15 protein-coding genes are annotated in these 15,542 nt (G+C 73.0%); 4 read left to right on the top strand and 11 right to left on the bottom strand.

Annotated elements, in window-relative coordinates:
- Position 1: 1 nt before the first annotated feature.
- The gene (locus JX575_RS05575) at positions 2-568 is read right to left on the bottom strand and encodes a histidine phosphatase family protein (RefSeq protein WP_186341479.1); all 567 of its coding nucleotides are present in this window, start codon (positions 566-568) and stop codon (positions 2-4) included.
- Between the two features lie 50 nt (positions 569-618).
- Here JX575_RS05575 and JX575_RS05570 point away from each other — a divergent pair, with 50 nt between their 5' ends.
- The gene (locus JX575_RS05570) at positions 619-1,809 is read left to right on the top strand and encodes an MFS transporter (protein WP_206054529.1); all 1,191 of its coding nucleotides are present in this window, start codon (positions 619-621) and stop codon (positions 1,807-1,809) included.
- A 13-nt stretch (positions 1,810-1,822) separates the two neighbouring features.
- On the opposite strand, the gene JX575_RS05565 is transcribed toward JX575_RS05570, so the two are convergent.
- Both JX575_RS05565 and JX575_RS05560 read right to left on the bottom strand, forming a co-directional pair.
- Complete coding sequence (locus tag JX575_RS05565; RefSeq protein ID WP_186341478.1) at positions 1,823-2,008, bottom strand: DUF5302 family protein; 186 nt, start codon at positions 2,006-2,008, stop codon at positions 1,823-1,825.
- Positions 2,009-2,090: 82 nt separating this feature from the next.
- Positions 2,091-2,903, bottom strand: coding sequence for a class I SAM-dependent methyltransferase (locus JX575_RS05560; protein WP_186341477.1), 813 nt, complete (start codon positions 2,901-2,903; stop codon positions 2,091-2,093).
- Between the two features lie 36 nt (positions 2,904-2,939).
- On the opposite strand from JX575_RS05560, the gene JX575_RS05555 reads away from it, so the two are divergent.
- A complete protein-coding gene (locus tag JX575_RS05555) occupies positions 2,940-4,037 on the top strand; it encodes a hypothetical protein (RefSeq protein WP_186341476.1) in 1,098 nt (365 codons plus the stop codon).
- Here JX575_RS05555 and JX575_RS05550 read toward each other — a convergent pair.
- The 7 genes from JX575_RS05550 to JX575_RS05520 form a co-directional block, all read right to left on the bottom strand.
- A complete protein-coding gene (locus tag JX575_RS05550) occupies positions 4,013-5,056 on the bottom strand; it encodes a MaoC family dehydratase (protein WP_186341475.1) in 1,044 nt (347 codons plus the stop codon). The genes JX575_RS05555 and JX575_RS05550 overlap by 25 nt on opposite strands.
- Positions 5,057-5,113: 57 nt before the next feature.
- A complete protein-coding gene (locus JX575_RS05545; RefSeq protein WP_186341474.1) occupies positions 5,114-6,265 on the bottom strand; it encodes a Gfo/Idh/MocA family oxidoreductase in 1,152 nt (383 codons plus the stop codon).
- A 30-nt stretch (positions 6,266-6,295) separates the two neighbouring features.
- Positions 6,296-7,138, bottom strand: a complete 843-nt coding sequence (locus JX575_RS05540) for a sugar phosphate isomerase/epimerase family protein (RefSeq protein ID WP_186341473.1) — start codon at positions 7,136-7,138, stop codon at positions 6,296-6,298.
- A gap of 101 nt (positions 7,139-7,239) precedes the next feature.
- Positions 7,240-8,490, bottom strand: coding sequence for a substrate-binding domain-containing protein (locus JX575_RS05535; RefSeq protein ID WP_206054527.1), 1,251 nt, complete (start codon positions 8,488-8,490; stop codon positions 7,240-7,242).
- Positions 8,490-9,599, bottom strand: a complete 1,110-nt coding sequence (locus JX575_RS05530; protein ID WP_186341472.1) for an ABC transporter permease — start codon at positions 9,597-9,599, stop codon at positions 8,490-8,492. The genes JX575_RS05535 and JX575_RS05530 overlap by 1 nt, the downstream gene beginning before the upstream one ends.
- Positions 9,596-10,738, bottom strand: a complete 1,143-nt coding sequence (locus JX575_RS05525) for an ABC transporter permease (protein WP_186341471.1) — start codon at positions 10,736-10,738, stop codon at positions 9,596-9,598. Before JX575_RS05525 ends, JX575_RS05530 begins: the two co-directional genes overlap by 4 nt.
- Positions 10,735-12,270, bottom strand: a complete 1,536-nt coding sequence (locus JX575_RS05520; RefSeq protein WP_206054526.1) for a sugar ABC transporter ATP-binding protein — start codon at positions 12,268-12,270, stop codon at positions 10,735-10,737. Before JX575_RS05520 ends, JX575_RS05525 begins: the two co-directional genes overlap by 4 nt.
- Before the next feature lie 115 nt (positions 12,271-12,385).
- Here JX575_RS05520 and JX575_RS05515 point away from each other — a divergent pair, with 115 nt between their 5' ends.
- Positions 12,386-13,573, top strand: a complete 1,188-nt coding sequence (locus JX575_RS05515; RefSeq protein ID WP_241005349.1) for an ROK family transcriptional regulator — start codon at positions 12,386-12,388, stop codon at positions 13,571-13,573.
- A 32-nt stretch (positions 13,574-13,605) separates the two neighbouring features.
- Here the strand turns inward: JX575_RS05515 and JX575_RS05510 are convergent, their stop codons facing one another.
- The gene (locus tag JX575_RS05510; RefSeq protein WP_186341470.1) at positions 13,606-14,802 is read right to left on the bottom strand and encodes an acyl-CoA dehydrogenase family protein; all 1,197 of its coding nucleotides are present in this window, start codon (positions 14,800-14,802) and stop codon (positions 13,606-13,608) included.
- 133 nt (positions 14,803-14,935) lie between these two features.
- Here JX575_RS05510 and JX575_RS05505 point away from each other — a divergent pair, with 133 nt between their 5' ends.
- Complete coding sequence (locus JX575_RS05505; RefSeq protein WP_186341469.1) at positions 14,936-15,532, top strand: hypothetical protein; 597 nt, start codon at positions 14,936-14,938, stop codon at positions 15,530-15,532.
- The last annotated feature ends 10 nt before the right edge of the window (positions 15,533-15,542 follow it).

Here is a 15,542-nt window from a genome sequence, read left to right as displayed (position 1 = left end):
GTCAGCTGTTCCAGCTCAGGAGGGTGGGGTGCTCCCGCTCGTAGCCGAGGACCGAGATGGTCGAGGTGTCGAGCTTGAAGAACCGGCCCTCCGCCGGTGACTGCTCGAGCCACCGCGCCGTGAGCACGCGCAGCGAGTGGCCGTGGGCGAAGACGAGCGCGCGGTCGTGGCGCCGCGCGCGGGCGACGACGCGGTCGAGGCGCGCCGCGACCTCGTCGGGCGTCTCGCCGCCGGGCGTGGGGTGCGTCCACACGGTCCAGCCGGGCACTGTCTCCCGGACCTCCGCGGTCGTCACGCCCTCGTAGTCGCCGTAGGCCCACTCGACGAGGTCCTCGTCGACCTCCGCGTCGGGGAAGCCGGCCAGCTCGGCCGTACGACGCGCGCGCCGGCGCGGGCTGGTGAGCACCAGGTCGAACGCCACCTCGGCCAGCCGCGGCGCCAGCGCGGCGGCTGCCGCCTCGCCGTCCTCGGTGAGCGGCAGGTCGGTGGTCGAGGTGTGCCTGCCGTCGCGGCTCCACTCCGTCTCGCCGTGCCGGACCACCCAGAGCTCGGGACCATCGGAGGACATGTCGCGGAAGTCTGCCACGACGGGCGGGGAGGGCTGCCACGATGCTCAGCATGACGACGGTGGGACGGAGCGGGGCGGAGCCCGAGCTGCGCCGGGCGCGCGAAGCGATCTCGGCGGCGTTCGGCGTGCAGGGCCTGGTCTTCATCAGCCTCACCACCCGGCTCCCCCGATTCCAGGACCGGTGGGACCTCGACGAGCTCGCCCTGTCGGGCGTCCTGCTGATGATGGTGCTCCTCGCCGGGGTCGGCTCGCTGGTCGCCGAGCGGCTCGCCCCTCGCCTCGACAGCGCGGTCGTGCTGCGCGCCGGCCTGCTCGTGGTCGCGGTCTCGGTGGCGGTCGTGGTCCTGGCGCCCACCACGCTCGTCTTCGTGCTCGGCCTCGCGGCGTACGGCGTCGGGCTGGGGCTGGTCGACGCGACGGGCAACATGCAGGCGGTGGCGCTCGAGCACCGGCTCGGTCGCGTCGTGCTGCCGTCGTGCCACGGCGCCTGGACGCTCGGCGGTGTGGTCGGTGCCGTCGGCACGCTCGCCGCGGGCGACCTCCCGTGGTCGGCGGTCGCGCTGGTCGCGGTGCTGCCGCTGGCCGCCGCGGTGGCGCCCTTCCTGGCGCGCGACCACGGCGTGGCCGCGAGCGGCACGCCGGTGGACGTCCCGTGGCGGGCGATCGTCGCGGTCGGCCTGGCCCTGGTCGTCTTCTACACCGTCGACACCGCCGCGGCGACGTGGGGGCCGGTCTACCTCGACGCCGTCTTCGACGCGCCCGAGGGGCTGGTCGCCCTGGCCACGCTGCCCTACCTCGTCGCGAGCGGGCTGGTGCGGCTCGCCGGCGACCGGCTCACCGAGCAGGTCGGCGCGGTGCGGCTGCTGCGGGTCGGGGCGGGGGTGGCCCTCGTCGCGCTCGCGGTGGTCGTCGCGGCACCCTCGTGGCCGGTGGCGGTGCTCGGCTTCACGCTGCTGGGCTGCGGGGTCGCGGTCGTCGCGCCGCTGAGCTTCTCCGCCGCGGCGGCGCTCGCGGGCCGCGACGCCGACCCGGCGACCCGCCGGGCGCGCGTCGACGCGGTGGTCGCGCGGTTCAACCAGTTCAACTACGCCGGCGCGCTGCTCGGCGCGGTGATGACGGGGGCGGTCGGCTCAGGATCGCTGCGGATCGGCTTCGCCGTCCCCCTGGTGCTCGTCGTGGCGCTGTTCTGGCTGGCGCGGGCCTTCGCGCCGGCGGACGAGGTGCCCGCCGGCGCGAGGTGACCGCCCATCCGGGTCACGCGCCTCCGCCACCGGCCTTGCGCCGGTGCATCGGCTTGGCGACGTTCTTGTCGTTGACCTCGGATCCGTGCGCCTTCTCGCGCGACCCGGCCGTGTCGTCGGGGTGGTCGTGGCCCTTCTTGCGATCGAGGGCCTCCCGCATCTTCGCCTTGATGTCTGCGTTGGGGTCCTGATCAGCCATGTGGTCCTCCTGGATCGATGACGGTCTATCGATGACGGTCTGAGGCGCCACCCTGCCAAACCCGGCGCGCCGGGTCGAGCGCTTAAGGCCGGCGCAGCACGTCGAGCCGCGCGCCGAGCCCGCCCGTCATCCGGTGGACCTGCCAGCGGCACCGGGCCACCGTCACGTCGTAGGCCGCGTCCCCGAACTCCGCGCGGTAGCGCTCCGGCTCGCGCAGCAGCCGGGCGAGGTGCAGCAGCGCGCGACCGGCGGTGCCGTCGTGCTCCTGCGACCACTCCGCCCACTCCGAGGACAGGTCGATGCTGTCGACCACCTCGAGGCCGGAGCGCTCGATCGCGGCGTCGACCGCCCGCGGGTCGGCGGCGGCCGGCACCACGCCCAGCACGTCGAAGAGCCACGCGGCCTCCACGTCGCCGAGCAGGTCGGTGGCGACCACCTGGTGGGCCACGACGTAGCCGCCCGGGCGCAGCACCCGGGCGAACTCGGCGAGGGCGTCCTCGGGGTGCCCGACGTGCACCATGGCGTCGCGGCACCAGACCAGGTCGAGCATGCCGTCGCGCACCGGCAGGTCGGTGGCGGTGCCCCGCTCGAAGGCCAGGCGTGAGGCGATGTCGGGCACGAGGTCGCGCCGGACGGCGCGGGCGTGGTCGAGGTGTCCTTGGACGACGTCGAGGCCGAGCACCCGGAAGCCGAAGTGGGTGGTCAGCCGGACGGCGTGGTCGCCGTCGCCGCACGCGACGTCGACGACCCGGCTGTCGGGCGGCAGGCCGAGCTCGCGGACCACCTGGAGCAGCATCGAGGGGTCGCGCGGGGCGAGGCTCTCGTCGAGCCGGGCCTCGAACGCCGTCTCGGTCCGCCGGTCGATGTCGTGGAGGAGGTCGCGGTCGCGGTGCACGGATCGAGTCTGCCGTCACCCAGTAGGGTCACCGGCATGGCTCGCCGTGTGTTCCTCCACGTCGGGACGGCGAAGTCCGGCACCACCTTCCTCCAGGACCTGTGGTGGCGCCACCGCGACGAGCTGCGGGCCCGCGGGCTGCTGCTCCCCGGCGGCAGGCGCCGCGACCACTTCGCGGCCGCGGCCGTCGTCAAGGGCATGTCGGGCGTGGTCGACACCCTCGACGCGCGCGAGCGGGACGCGTGGCCGCGGCTGGTCGAGGAGACCCGCGCGTGGCCGGGCGACGCGCTGGTGTCCAACGAGCACTTCTCCGACTCGCCGGACGGCGCCGCGGCGGCCGCCCTCGCCGACCTGGCCGGCGCCGCCGACGAGGTGCACGTCGTCGTGACCGCCCGCGACCTCGGCCGGGTGCTGCCCTCGGCGTGGCAGCAGCGGGTCAAGATGGGCGCCCGCCAGCCCTACCGGCGCTTCCTCGCCACCGTGCGGCGCGGCGAGGGCGACCAGAAGTTCTGGCGCTACCAGGACGTGCCGGCCATCCTCGCCCTGTGGTCCGCCGGCCTCCCCGGCGAGCGGGCCCACCTCGTCGTCGTGCCGCCCGCGGGCGCGCCGCGCGAGGAGCTGTGGCTGCGCAGCGCCGCCGTGCTCGGCGCCGACGTCACCGGGCTCGACACCGAGGCCCGGCGCCCCAACGACTCGCTCGGGCTGGTCGAGGCCGAGCTGCTCCGGCGGGTCAACGAGCGCCTGCCGCGGTCGCAGCGCTCCCCCGCCCTGACCCGCCACGTCAAGGCGACGTTCGTGCCGCGGGCGCTCGCCGGCGCGGCGCCCCGCGAGTCGTTCGTCCTGCCCGCGCGCCACCACGGGTGGGTCCGCGAGCGGTCCGAGGCGACGGTGGCCGACCTCCGATCGCGGTCCTACGACGTCGTCGGCGACCTCGACGACCTGCTGCCCGCCGACCCGCGCACCGGTCGTACGCCCGACGACGCGACGGACGCCGAGCTGCTCGACGCCGGTCGCACCGTCCTGGCCCGGCTCGGACTCGACCCGGCCGGCTCCCTCGACGACGCGCTCGACGCGATCGCGGCCGACCTGCTCCGCACCGGCGGCGGGCCTCAGCGCGGGACGAGCGCCCAGTAGTCCAGGTCGAGCAGCACGCCGTCGGTGTAGGCGCCGTCGTCGCCGCGCAGCGTCATCGACTCGTCGCGGCCCTTGGTGGCCACCAGCCGCAGCCGCAGCGCCCCCACGCCCGGGGCGTCGAGGACGGCCGTGTCGAGCACCTCCGACCACGCGTGCACGGTGTCGCCGGCGAACGCGGGTGCCACGTGGGCGCCGGCGTTGATCGCGGCCACGAGCTGGGCGTTGGCCAGCCCGTTGAACGACAGCGCCCGCGCCAGCGAGATCACGTGGCCGCCGTAGACCAGGCGCCTGCCGTCCGGGCGTGCCTCGGTGCTGAAGTGCACCTTGGCGGTGTTCTGCCACAGCCGGGTGGCCATCATGTGCTCCGCGTCGGTGAGCGTCACGCCGTCGACGTGGTCGATGCGCTCGCCCACCTCGTAGTCGCCGAGCCGGTGCGGCTCGCCCGCAGCCACCACGTCGTACGACGAGAGATCCAGGCCGGCCGGCACCACGAGGTCGCCGGCATCGACCGCGCCGGCCAGCGCCGGCACCACGGTCTCCGGGGCTGGGGAGTCCGCCGAGCGCTTGTGCACCATCACCCAGCGGGCCCAGTCGACGACGACCTCGCCGCGCTGGTTGGTCGCGGTCGAGCGCACCCACACCACGCCGGTCCGCCCGTTGGAGTTCTGCTTGAGGCCGATCACCTCCGAGCGGGTGCGCAGCGTGTCGCCCGGCACGACGGGCAGGTGGAAGCGGCACTCCGCGTAGCCCAGGTTGGCGACGGCGTTGAGCGACACGTCGGGCACCGTCTTGCCGAAGGCGATGTGGAAGGCCACGAGCTCCTCGACCGGGTGGGGCGCCAGCCCGACCGACGCGGCGAACTCCGCGGACGAGGGGACCGCGAAGCGGGTCGGGTAGATCGCGCCGTAGAGCGCCCGGTCGCCCTCGGTGACGGTGCGCGGGGTGGCGTGCTCGATCACCTGCCCGACGGTGAAGTCCTCGAAGAAGCGGCCGGGGTTGGTCTTGACCTGCGTGCCCATGCCGGACATCGTGCCGCAGCCGTGGCGCCCCCGGCGGCCGCGCTCACGTGGGATCCGTCACGCGTCGACGTCGACGCAGCTCCCGCCCCGCGCCGCGCTCTCCTCGATCGCGGCGAGCACGCGCTGCACGGCCAGGCCGTCCTCGAACGACGGGGTGGGCTCCTCACCGGCCGCGAGGGCGGCGAGGAGGTCCGCCGCCTGGTTGGTGAACGTCGCGTCCCAGCCGAGCACGTGGCCGGGCGGCCACCAGCCGTCGATGTAGGGGTCGTCCTGGTCGGTCACCAGGACGCGGCGGAAGCCCTCCGAGCCGTCGAGGCAGAGGTCGAGGTGGTTGAGCGACTCGAGGTCGAAGCGCAGGGCGCCGTTGCTGCCGTAGACCTCGATCCCGAGCGCGTTCTTGCGGGCGGTGGCCATGCGGGTGACCTCGAGGCTGACCACGGCGCCGCCGTCGGTGCGCAGGGTGCCCCACGCGGCGTCGTCGACGCTCACCTCCTCGGGACCGTCGACGCCCTGGCGCTCGCGCACGAACGTGTGGGTCAGCGCATTGACCGCCGTGACCTCCTGGCCGAGCAGGAACCGCACCTGGTCCACGGCGTGCGAGCCGAGGTCGCCGAGGGCGCCCGACCCGGCGAGCTCGCGGCGCAGCCGCCAGGTCATGGGCGCGGCGTCGTCTGCCAGCCAGTCCTGCAGGTAGGACACGCGCACCTGGCGCACGTCGCCGAGCCGGCCCTCGGCGATGTGCCGCCGCGCGAGCACCAGCGCCGGGACGCGCCGGTAGTTGAAGCCGACCATCGAGTGCACCCCGTGCTCGCGGGCGGCTCGGGCGGTGGCGACCATCTTCTCCGCCTCGCCCAGGGTGTTGGCGAGCGGCTTCTCGGCGATGACGTGCTTGCCGGCCTCCAGCGCGGCGATCGCGACCTCGCCGTGCAGGTGGCCGGGGACGCAGACGTCCACGATGTCGACGTCGTCGCGCTCGATCACCGCGCGCCAGTCGGTGGCCGACTCGGCCCAGCCGTACTGCCTGGCCGCCATCGCCACCGCCTCCGGGTCGCGACCGACCAGGACCTGCTGGCGCACGCCGGGGGCGCCGGGTCGGAGCGAGGCGACGTTGCGCCAGGCGTGGGAGTGGGCCTTGCCCATGAACGCGTAGCCGATGACGGCGACTCCCGGGGACCCGGCGGCGCCCGATGCGCTGGGGGTGCTGGTCACGTGCTTCTCCTGCCGTGAGGTGGCGGTCGCTCAGGCGAGCGACCGGAGGAACGACAAGCCGTCTCGGGCGAGCTCGTCCTGGGTGGGTGCCAGCGGACGCCAGATGGAGGCGGCCGTGGCGATGGAGGCGTTGTCGGCCGTGAAGCTCTCGATGACGAGCGGGCCGTCATAGCCCACGTCGTCGAGGCCGCACACGAACGCCCGCCAGTCGGTCTGGTCGCCTCCCGGCGCGCCGCGGTCGCTGCCGCAGACCTGGACGTGCGCCAGGTGGGGGCCGGCGGCCCGGATCGCGCCCGCGCTCGAGCGCTCCTCGATGTTGAGGTGGTAGCTGTCGAGCGCGAGTCCGAGGCCGTCGCCGAGCAGCGGCCCGAGCGCATCCAGCGCCTGGTCGACGGTGTTGACCAGGGAGGTCTCGTAGCGGTTGAGCGGCTCGATGCCCAGGCGCACGCCCCGCTCGGCCGCGTGGTCGACCACGGGTGCGAGGTGCCGGCGGACGTCGTCGTACGCCGCCCGCCGCGCGTCGGCGTCCATGCGCCACACGCGGCCGGTGGCGGCGTAGAACGGGCCGCAGACCGTCCGCGCGCCGATGCCGGCCGCGAAGTCGATGCAGGCCCGCAGGTAGTCCTGGGTGTCGGCGACGCACGCGGCGTCGACGAGGTCGCGCCCCGGTGCCATCGCCCCCACGACGCACGGCGTCAGGCCGGTCTCGGCGAGCACCTCGGCCACGACCGGGACGGTGAGGTCGCCGGTGTTCTCGAGGGGCAGCTCGACGGCGTCGAAGCCCATCGTGGCGACGTGCCGCAGCAGTCCGGCCACGTCCGCGTCGGTCAGGGGTGAGGTCCAGACCCACGTGTTGACGCCGATCTCTCGCATGGAGGTCCTTCCGGATGCTGGGCAGCGGGGTGGAGGGGACGGACGTCGGTGGGCCGGGCGGCCCGGCCCACCGACGGGTGCATCAGTCGATCATCGCCTGATCAGGGGATCTGGCGCTCCTGCCAGACGTCGGGGTAGCCGACGAGGTCCTCGCCGCCGAACTTGGCGTAGTGGCCGTCGGGCATGCCGTCGTTGGCCTCGAGGTAGTCGCCGCGCTCGTCCTCGGTGATCGGGGCCTGCGGGAGCACCCACTCCCGGGGGACCTCCTCGCCGGCGAAGATCTTCTGCAGCGCGAGGAGCGGGGTGCGCCACTGGAAGTTGGAGTAGACGGGCGCCAGGCCGGTCAGCCCGGTGTCCTCCCACTTGCGCAGGAAGCTCATCTCGTCCTCACCGGTCATCACCGGGTAGTCGGCACCGAAGTCCTCGAAGGCCTCGATCGCCGCGACGGCGCCGTCGCCGGCGTCCATCCAGACACCCTGGACCTCGCCCTTGCCGAGCTCGTCGGTGATGATCTTCTTGATCTCGGTCGGGTCGGCTCCGGTGAAGTAGTCGACCGCCTCGATGCCGTTCTCCTCGAAGAGCTTCTCCGCCGCGGCCCAGCGCTGCTCGAGCACGTCGACGCCGGGCAGGATGCGCAGCGCGACGACCTTGTCGCCCTCCTCGAGGTTGTCGATGAGGAACTCGGCGGTGTCGATGCCCCACGCGAAGCCACCGATCGGGTGGATGAAGGTGGTGGCGCAGTCGGTCTGCACGCCGCGGTCGAAGACGACGACGGGCTTGCCGGTCTCGCACGCGCGCTCGACCGCGTCGGTCATCGCGGCGGTGGAGTTGGGCGAGATGATGAAGGCGTCGCAGTCGCCCTCGGAGATGAAGTAGTCGATGTCGGCGATCTGGGTGTTGTCGTCGTCACCGGCGTCGCGCGTCTCCATCTCGGAGATGACGCCCTCGTCCTGCAGGGCCTTGAGCTGCTGGTTCATGGTGATCCAGCCGGTCTGGCGCCACGGGTTGGAGATGGAGGCGTTGGCGAAGCAGGCCTTCTGGGCGCCCTTGGCCTTGTAGTCGGCCGTGTCGGTCATCTCGCCGTCGATGTACTGCAGGTAGGGCGTCTCGGGGTCGCCCTCGAAGGTCGCCGAACGTTGGTCGAACTGGGTGTCGTAGACCTCCTGGTCGAACCATTCCTGCTCCTCGGCGGGGCTCTCCTCGGAGGCGTCCGGGGACTCGGACGTCTCCGAGCTCTCGTCGGTGCCGGCGGTGGAGTCCGTCGGGTCCTCGGTGCTGCACGAGGTGGCGAACACCCCGAGCAGCAGGGCCGAGGCCACTGCCATCGGCGCGCGGTGGATCGTGTGGCGCATCAGTTGTCTCCTGGTTCGGTGCCCGGTCGGGCAGTGGTGGGTGGTGGTGCGGGTGCTGCGGGGCGAGACGAGGGACGCCGACCCAGCGACCAGGCGCGGGCCGCCAGGGCGACGGCGAGGATGATGATCACGCCCTGGACGGAGTTCCTCCAGGTCGACTCGACCTCCTGGAAGTTGAGGAACGAGAACAGCAGCTCGAGGGCGAACGCCCCGGCCGCCGCGGAGAGGAGCCAGCCCCGCCCGCCGCCGAGCACGACCCCGCCGAGCACCACGGCCGTGATCGCCTGGAACTCGTAGCCGGCGCCGACGGAGGGGTGCACGCCTGCGTAGCCGACGAGCAGGATGCCCGCGACGGTGGCCGAGAGTGCGGACAGGATGAACGCCCGCGTCTTGACCCACCAGACCTGTGCGCCCGCGACGCCGGCGGCGTCGGGGTTGTCGCCGGTCGCGACCAGCGTGCGGCCGAACGGCGAGCGCATCAGCCAGACGCCGGCCGCCGCGACGGCCACGAGGATGACGACCGAGTAGGGAAGGACGTCGAGGACGGGCACGTCCTGGATGCCGCCGCGGCCGATCTCGCGGAAGGCGTCGACCGGGTTGCCGGTGGCGGCGCCCCCGGTCAGGTAGCGCACCAGACCGCCGAGGGCGAGCATCGTGCCGAGCGTGACGATGAAGCTCGGCACCTGCAGGATCGTGGTGCCCAGCCCGTTGACCAGGCCGACGACCACCCCGATGAGCAGCATCAGGCCGATGGCCGGCAGCACGCGTCCCTCGTCGTCGCCGATGTAGTTGCCGGCGATGACGACCTGCGTCGCGATGACCGCGCCCATGGAGAGGTCGAACTCACCGGAGACGATCACGTAGTACTGCCCCATCGCGGCGATCGCGATCGGTGCGGTGCGGCCGATGAAGCGGATGAGCTGCGGCGGCTCCCCGAAGGACGGGTTGACCCACACGACGGCGATGAGGAGCAGGGCGAGCAGGATGAACACCGCCCCGCCCGGGGTCAGCGCACCGCGCAGGATCCGCTGCGGCAGGGAGCCCTCCGTGAGCGGCAGGGTGCGGCCGGCGGCCGTGGCGGCCGGGGAGCCGGAGGTCGCGGTGCTCATGCGGTCTCCTCCTTCGTCGTGGATCCGGTCGTGGAGCCGGGGGCGGGCAGCGTGGGCCGGTCGGGGCCGAAGCGGGGTGGCCGGCGTACGACGCTGCGGCGGGCGTAGACCGCGACGGCGAGCACGATGACCAGGCCGCGCACGAAGTCCTTGAGGAACGGGTTGACCTGCATGACGCCCATGACGTTGTCGAGCACGGCGAAGATCGCGACGCCGCCGATGGTGCCGACCACGCTCCCCTTGCCGCCGGCCAGCAGGGTGCCGCCGAGCACGACGGCCGCGATGGACAGCAGGTCGTAGCGCCCCTGCGAGCCGATGGTGGGCAGGCCGACCCCCGTGCGCGAGAGCAGCAGCAGGCCCGCCACGCCGGCGAGGAGCGAGCAGAGGACATGCGCGGCGACCACGGGCATCGTCGTGCGGACACCCGACATGCGGGCCACGTCGCGGTTGCCGCCGATGGCGTAGAGGTGATGGCCCAGGCGGGTGTAGCGCAGCATCAGCGTGACCAGCAGCGCGGCCACCAGCAGCAGGATGAACGCCGTCGGGACCACGGCCGCGATGCCGCTGCGGCCGAGCAGCTCGAGCGCGGGCGAGGCGTCGCCGTGGCTGCCCTGGTAGTTGGTGGCGAGGTAGCCGCTGACGATGAGGCCCACGCCCAGGCTGGCGATGAACCCGTGCACGTCGAAGACGCTGACCACCACGCCCATGACCAGCCCGACCAGCGCGCACAGGACGAGGGTGTTGAAGATCGCGGGCCACAGGTTGCCGTCCAGGCCCTTCATCCCGTCGGCAGCGATGACGGTGGCCAGGCTGACGACGTAGGGCACCGACAGGTCGAGGCTGCCCACGAGGATCACCAGGGTCTGGCCGATCGCGATCAGGCCCAGCACGCTCATCGCCGTCAGCACGGCCCAGGTGTTGCCCTGGCTGAAGAAGTTGCGGCCCTCGACCGCGGTCAGCAGCGCCGACGCGACGACGACGACGAGCAGCACCAGATAGATGAGAGCGGTCGAGTCGAGCCGGCGCGCGCCGCGCGGGCGCGCCGCACGACTGCGGCGTGCCGGGTCGCGGGGCTCCCGGCCCGGCGCGGAGGCGGGTATCCGGGCCGGGTCCGGCGTCCGGTCGGTGGTGGCGCTCATGCGGCCTCCTCGCTCGCGGCCCCGGTGGCCATCGCCAGCACGGCCTCCTCGCTCGCCCCCGACGGGAGCGAGCCGGCGAGGGTGCCGTCGCGCATCACGAGGATCCGGTCGGACATGCCGATCACCTCGGGAAGCTCGCTGGAGACCATCAGCACGGCGACGCCCTGACGCGTCAGCTCGCGCATCAGCTCGTAGACGCGGTGCTTGGCCCCGACGTCGATGCCGCGGGTCGGCTCGTCCATCAGCACCACGAGCGGGTCGATGCTGAGCCACCGGGCCAGCACCACCTTCTGCTGGTTGCCGCCGGAGAGGAACTGGACCTCCTGGCCCAGGCTGTGGGCGGCGACGTCCAGGTTGGACAGCACGCCGGGCATGTCACGGCGGGCAGCGCCGGTGCGCCGCGGGAAGACGGCCCGCACGACGCCGAGGGCGTTGTCGAGGATCGACTGGTTGAGCGCGAGGCCCTTGGCCTTGCGGTCCTCGGTGATGAACGCGAGCCGGGCGCGTACGCCCTGGCGGGGGCTGGCCACCTCGAGCGGGGCGCCGTCGAGGGCGATGGTCCCGCGCGCGACGGGGTGCACGCCGAAGACGGTCTCGAGGAGCTCGGTGCGACCGGAGCCCTGGAGGCCGGCGATCCCGACGATCTCGCCCGCGCGGACCTCGAGGGAGACGTCGTCGACGTAGCCGTTGCCGACGCCGGACAGCGCGAGTCGGACGTCGCCCGCGGTGACGTCCGCCGGCTTGTCGGGGAAGTAGGTGGTGAGCGGCCGACCCACCATCAGGCGCACGAGCTCGGCCTCGCTGAGCTCGCCGACCGGCCGGGTCGCGACCTGCCGGCCGTCCTTGAGGATGGTGATCGTCGAGCAGAGGTCGAAGACCTCCTTGAGGCGGTGGGAGACGTAGAGGATGGCGACGCCACGGTCGGCGAGGCGTCGGATGATCGAGTAGAGGAGCTCGACCTCGTGGTCGGCGAGGGCCGCCGTGGGCTCGTCCATCTGGATCACCTTGGCGTCGAAGCTGACAGCCTTGGCGATCTCGACGATCTGCTGCTCGGCCACCGACAGGCTCCGCACCAGCGTGCCGGCCCAGAGGCCGGACACGCCGAGGCCCTCGAGCAGCTCCTCGGTGTCGCGGCGCATGCGCGCGGTGTCGACCGGGCCGAGGCGGCCCAGGCGCCGGGGCTCCCGGCCGAGCCAGATGTTCTCGGCGATGGTGCGCTCGAGCAGGAGGTTGAACTCCTGGAACACCGTGGACACACCCGCCCGCTGGGCCTGCACGGGGTGGCTGAACGAGACCTGCTCGCCGCCGACGACGATCGTGCCGCTGTCGGGGGTGTGGACCCCGGCGAGCATCTTCATGAGTGTGGACTTACCGGCTCCGTTCTCGCCGACGAGGCCGTGGACCTCACCGGCGAGCAGGGTCAGGTCGACGCGGTCGAGCACGGTGTTGCCGAAGAAGCTCTTCGTCATCCCGGCGGCCGCCAGGGCGGTGTCGGAGGGGGTGTTCGCAAGGGCGTTCGCGGGGGTGTTCACGGGCACGTTCGCAGGCACGGGCCACACTGTGGCACGCGTCACGGGCTTCTGTCGAGAACGTGACAAAAGTGTCTGGTTACGCGTGCAAAGTCGCGCATGTGCTTGACTCCGCATCGTGCGAACCGGCGAGCTCTTTGACCTGCTGCGAGACGGAAGGCCCTGGACCCGTGCCCAGCTGGCCGAGGCGACCGGGCTGGCCCGCTCGACGATCACGGCCCGGATCGACACCCTCATGCGGCTGGGCCTGGTGGCGCCCTTCGGCGGCGCCCGGTCGACCGGCGGGCGCCCCCCGGCGCTGTTCGCGCTCAACCCCACCGCCAAGCTCGTCGTCGGCGTCGACCTCGGCGCCACCCACGCGACCGCGGCGCTGACCGACCTCAACGGCTCGATCCTCGGCGAGGTCGACGCCCGCATCGCGGTCGGCGACGGTCCCGAGGCCGTGCTGTCCTGGGTCGTGGAGTCGGTCCGCGACCTCCTCGCGGCCAGCGACCGGCCGATCGACGACCTCGCGGCCATCGGCATCGGTCTCCCGGGGCCGGTCGAGCACGACACCGGGCGCCCGATCAACCCGCCGATCATGCCGGGCTGGGACCGCTTCGACGTGCCGGCCTACCTCCAGGAGCAGTACGCCGTGCCGGTGCTCGTCGACAACGACGTCAACATCATGGCGCTCGGCGAACGACGCCAGCACCTGCGCGACGTCGACGACCTGGTGCTCATCAAGGTCGCCACGGGCATCGGTGCCGGCATCGTCTCCGGCGGCGTGCTCCAGCGCGGCGCCCAGGGCACGGCCGGCGACCTGGGCCACGTCCGGGTCCCGGGCGCCGACGACGTGATGTGCCGCTGCGGCAACTCGGGGTGCCTCGAGGCCGTCGCGGCGGGCCCGGCGCTGGCGGCCGCGGTCCGCGCGCAGGGTGAGGCCGCGGAGGACGGCGGCGACGTGGTCGAGCTGGTCCGCTCGGGCAGCCGGGTCGCGATGGGCGTCGTACGTCAGGCCGGGCGCGACATCGGCGAGGTCGTGGCCACCATGGTCAACCTGATCAACCCCTCGGTCGTCGTCATCGGCGGCCAGGTGGCGGGGGCGGGCGAGCACCTGCTCGCCGGGATCCGCGAGTCGGTCTACCACCGGTCCCTGCCGCTGGCGACCGAGCACCTGCGCATCGTCACCTCACGAGCCGGCGGCGAGGCGGGCGTGCTCGGCGCCTCGGCGCTGGCGATCGAGCACGTGCTGTCCCCCGACGTCGTCGAGGCCGCCAGCGAGGCGCTGGCCGCGGCCGACGCCGCTGCGGAGACCGCCGGCTGACGCGGCCGCGCCTCCGTCGCCCGCGGCGGGGCTCAGCCCAGCTTGTAGTCCTTGAGCAGGCTGCGACCGATGATCATCTTCTGGATGTCGGAGGTGCCCTCGCCGATGAGCATGAACTTCACCTCGCGCATCAGCCGCTCGATCTCGTACTCCTTGGAGTAGCCGTAGCCGCCGTGGATGCGGAAGGAGTCCTCCACGACCTCGTTGGCGTACTCGCTGGCGACCATCTTGGCCATGCCGGCCTCGACGTCCATGCGCTGGCCGGTGTCCTTGAGGCGTGCGGCCTTGACCATCATCGTGTGCGCGACCTCGACCTTGGTGGCCATCTCCGCGAGACGGAACAGCACCGCCTGGTGCTCGGCGATCGGCTTGCCGAAGGTCTTGCGCTGCTGGGCGTAGGCGATGGCGAGCTCGAAGCCGCGCCACGCCAGCCCGCACGCACGGGCGGCGACGTTGACCCGGCCCACCTCGACGCCGTCCATCATCTGGAAGAACCCCTTGCCGGGCTCGCCGCCGAGGATCTGGTCGGCACCGATGCGGTGGCCCTCGAAGATCAGCTCGGTCGTCTCGACGCCCTTGTAGCCCATCTTCTCGATCTTGCCCGGCACGGTGACGCCCTGGGCGGTCTCGCCGAACCCGGCCTCCTTCTCCACCAGGAAGGTCGTCATGTTCTTGTAGACGCTCTCGGCACCCTCGTCGGTCTTCGTCAGCACCGCCACCAGCGTCGACGTCGCCCCGTTGGTCAGCCACATCTTCTGACCCGTGATCGAGTAGCTGCCGTCGTCGGCCCTCGTGGCCTTGGTGGACACCGCGGACACGTCGGAGCCGAGGCCCGGCTCGGACATCGAGAACGCCCCGCGCACCTCGCCGGTCGCCATCCGCGGCAGGTACTTCTGCTTCTGCTCCTCCGTGCCGTGCTGGACCAGCATGTAGGCGACGATGAAGTGGGTGTTGATCACGCCGGAGACACTCATCCAGCCCCGCGCGATCTCCTCGACCACCAGCGCGTAGGTCAGCAGCGACTCCCCCAGCCCGCCGAACTCCTCGGGGATCGTCAGGCCGAAGACGCCGAGCTCCTTGAGCCCCTCGATGATCTCGGTCGGGTACTCGTCGGCGTGCTCGAGCTCCTGCGCGACCGGGATGATCTGCTCGTCGACGAACTGCCGCACCGCCTTGAGGATCTCGCTCTGGTCCTCGGAGAGGCCGTCGGTCTGGCAGAGGCGGGGCATGTGATGGCTCCTGGACGCTCGCGGCTGGATCGCACGGAGTCTAGGTCGCCGGCGACGGCCGGGGGCAGGGTCCGGCGCCGAGACAGTCGTCACACGGGACCCGGCCCCGGACGCCCGTGAGAGACTGGCGCGCATGCGACCCATCCGTGTGATCGGACCAGCCCTGGGAGCCTCCCTCGTCCTGCTCGCCGGCGCGTGCGGCGACGACGCCTCGACCCCTGACACCGGCGTCGACCCCTCGTCGGAGACCTCGTCCGCCTCCCCCACCGAGAGCGTGACCCCGGTCGAGCCGATCGACTTCGGCACCGAGCCGGCGGTGTCGCCGCGCTACAAGAAGGCCGCGCTCCGCGCGACCGCCGACGGGCTGATCACGATGGTGCCCTCGACCCTGCCCGACGGCTGGACCGCCGTCGGCGGCGGCTACCAGCCCGACCCGCAGTGGTGGCGCCTGGAGTTCACGGCGCCGGCCGGCGAGGTCGTCCTCGACCAGCTCCCGGGCACCAGCGCCGAGGTGCTCGGCGACCAGCCCGACCTCACCGCGGCCGACGACGTCGACCTGTCCGACTGGGGCACCGGCACCTGGTCGGCATGGGACCACGCCGGCGCCACCGTCCTCGCGCACGACCTCAGGGGCAGCACCGTGGTGCTGCAGGGCCCCGACCTCGAGACCGTCCGCGGGCTCGCGGAGTCCCTCCTGCCGGCCGACGAGGCGGGCGCGCAGGAGGGCTGAGGCACCTCGG

It is taken from the genome of Nocardioides sp. zg-1228 (assembly GCF_017086465.1).
Classification (GTDB): domain Bacteria; phylum Actinomycetota; class Actinomycetes; order Propionibacteriales; family Nocardioidaceae; genus Nocardioides.
Note: the sequence above shows the minus strand (reverse complement) of the source record. Positions and strands in the feature narration are given on the sequence as shown.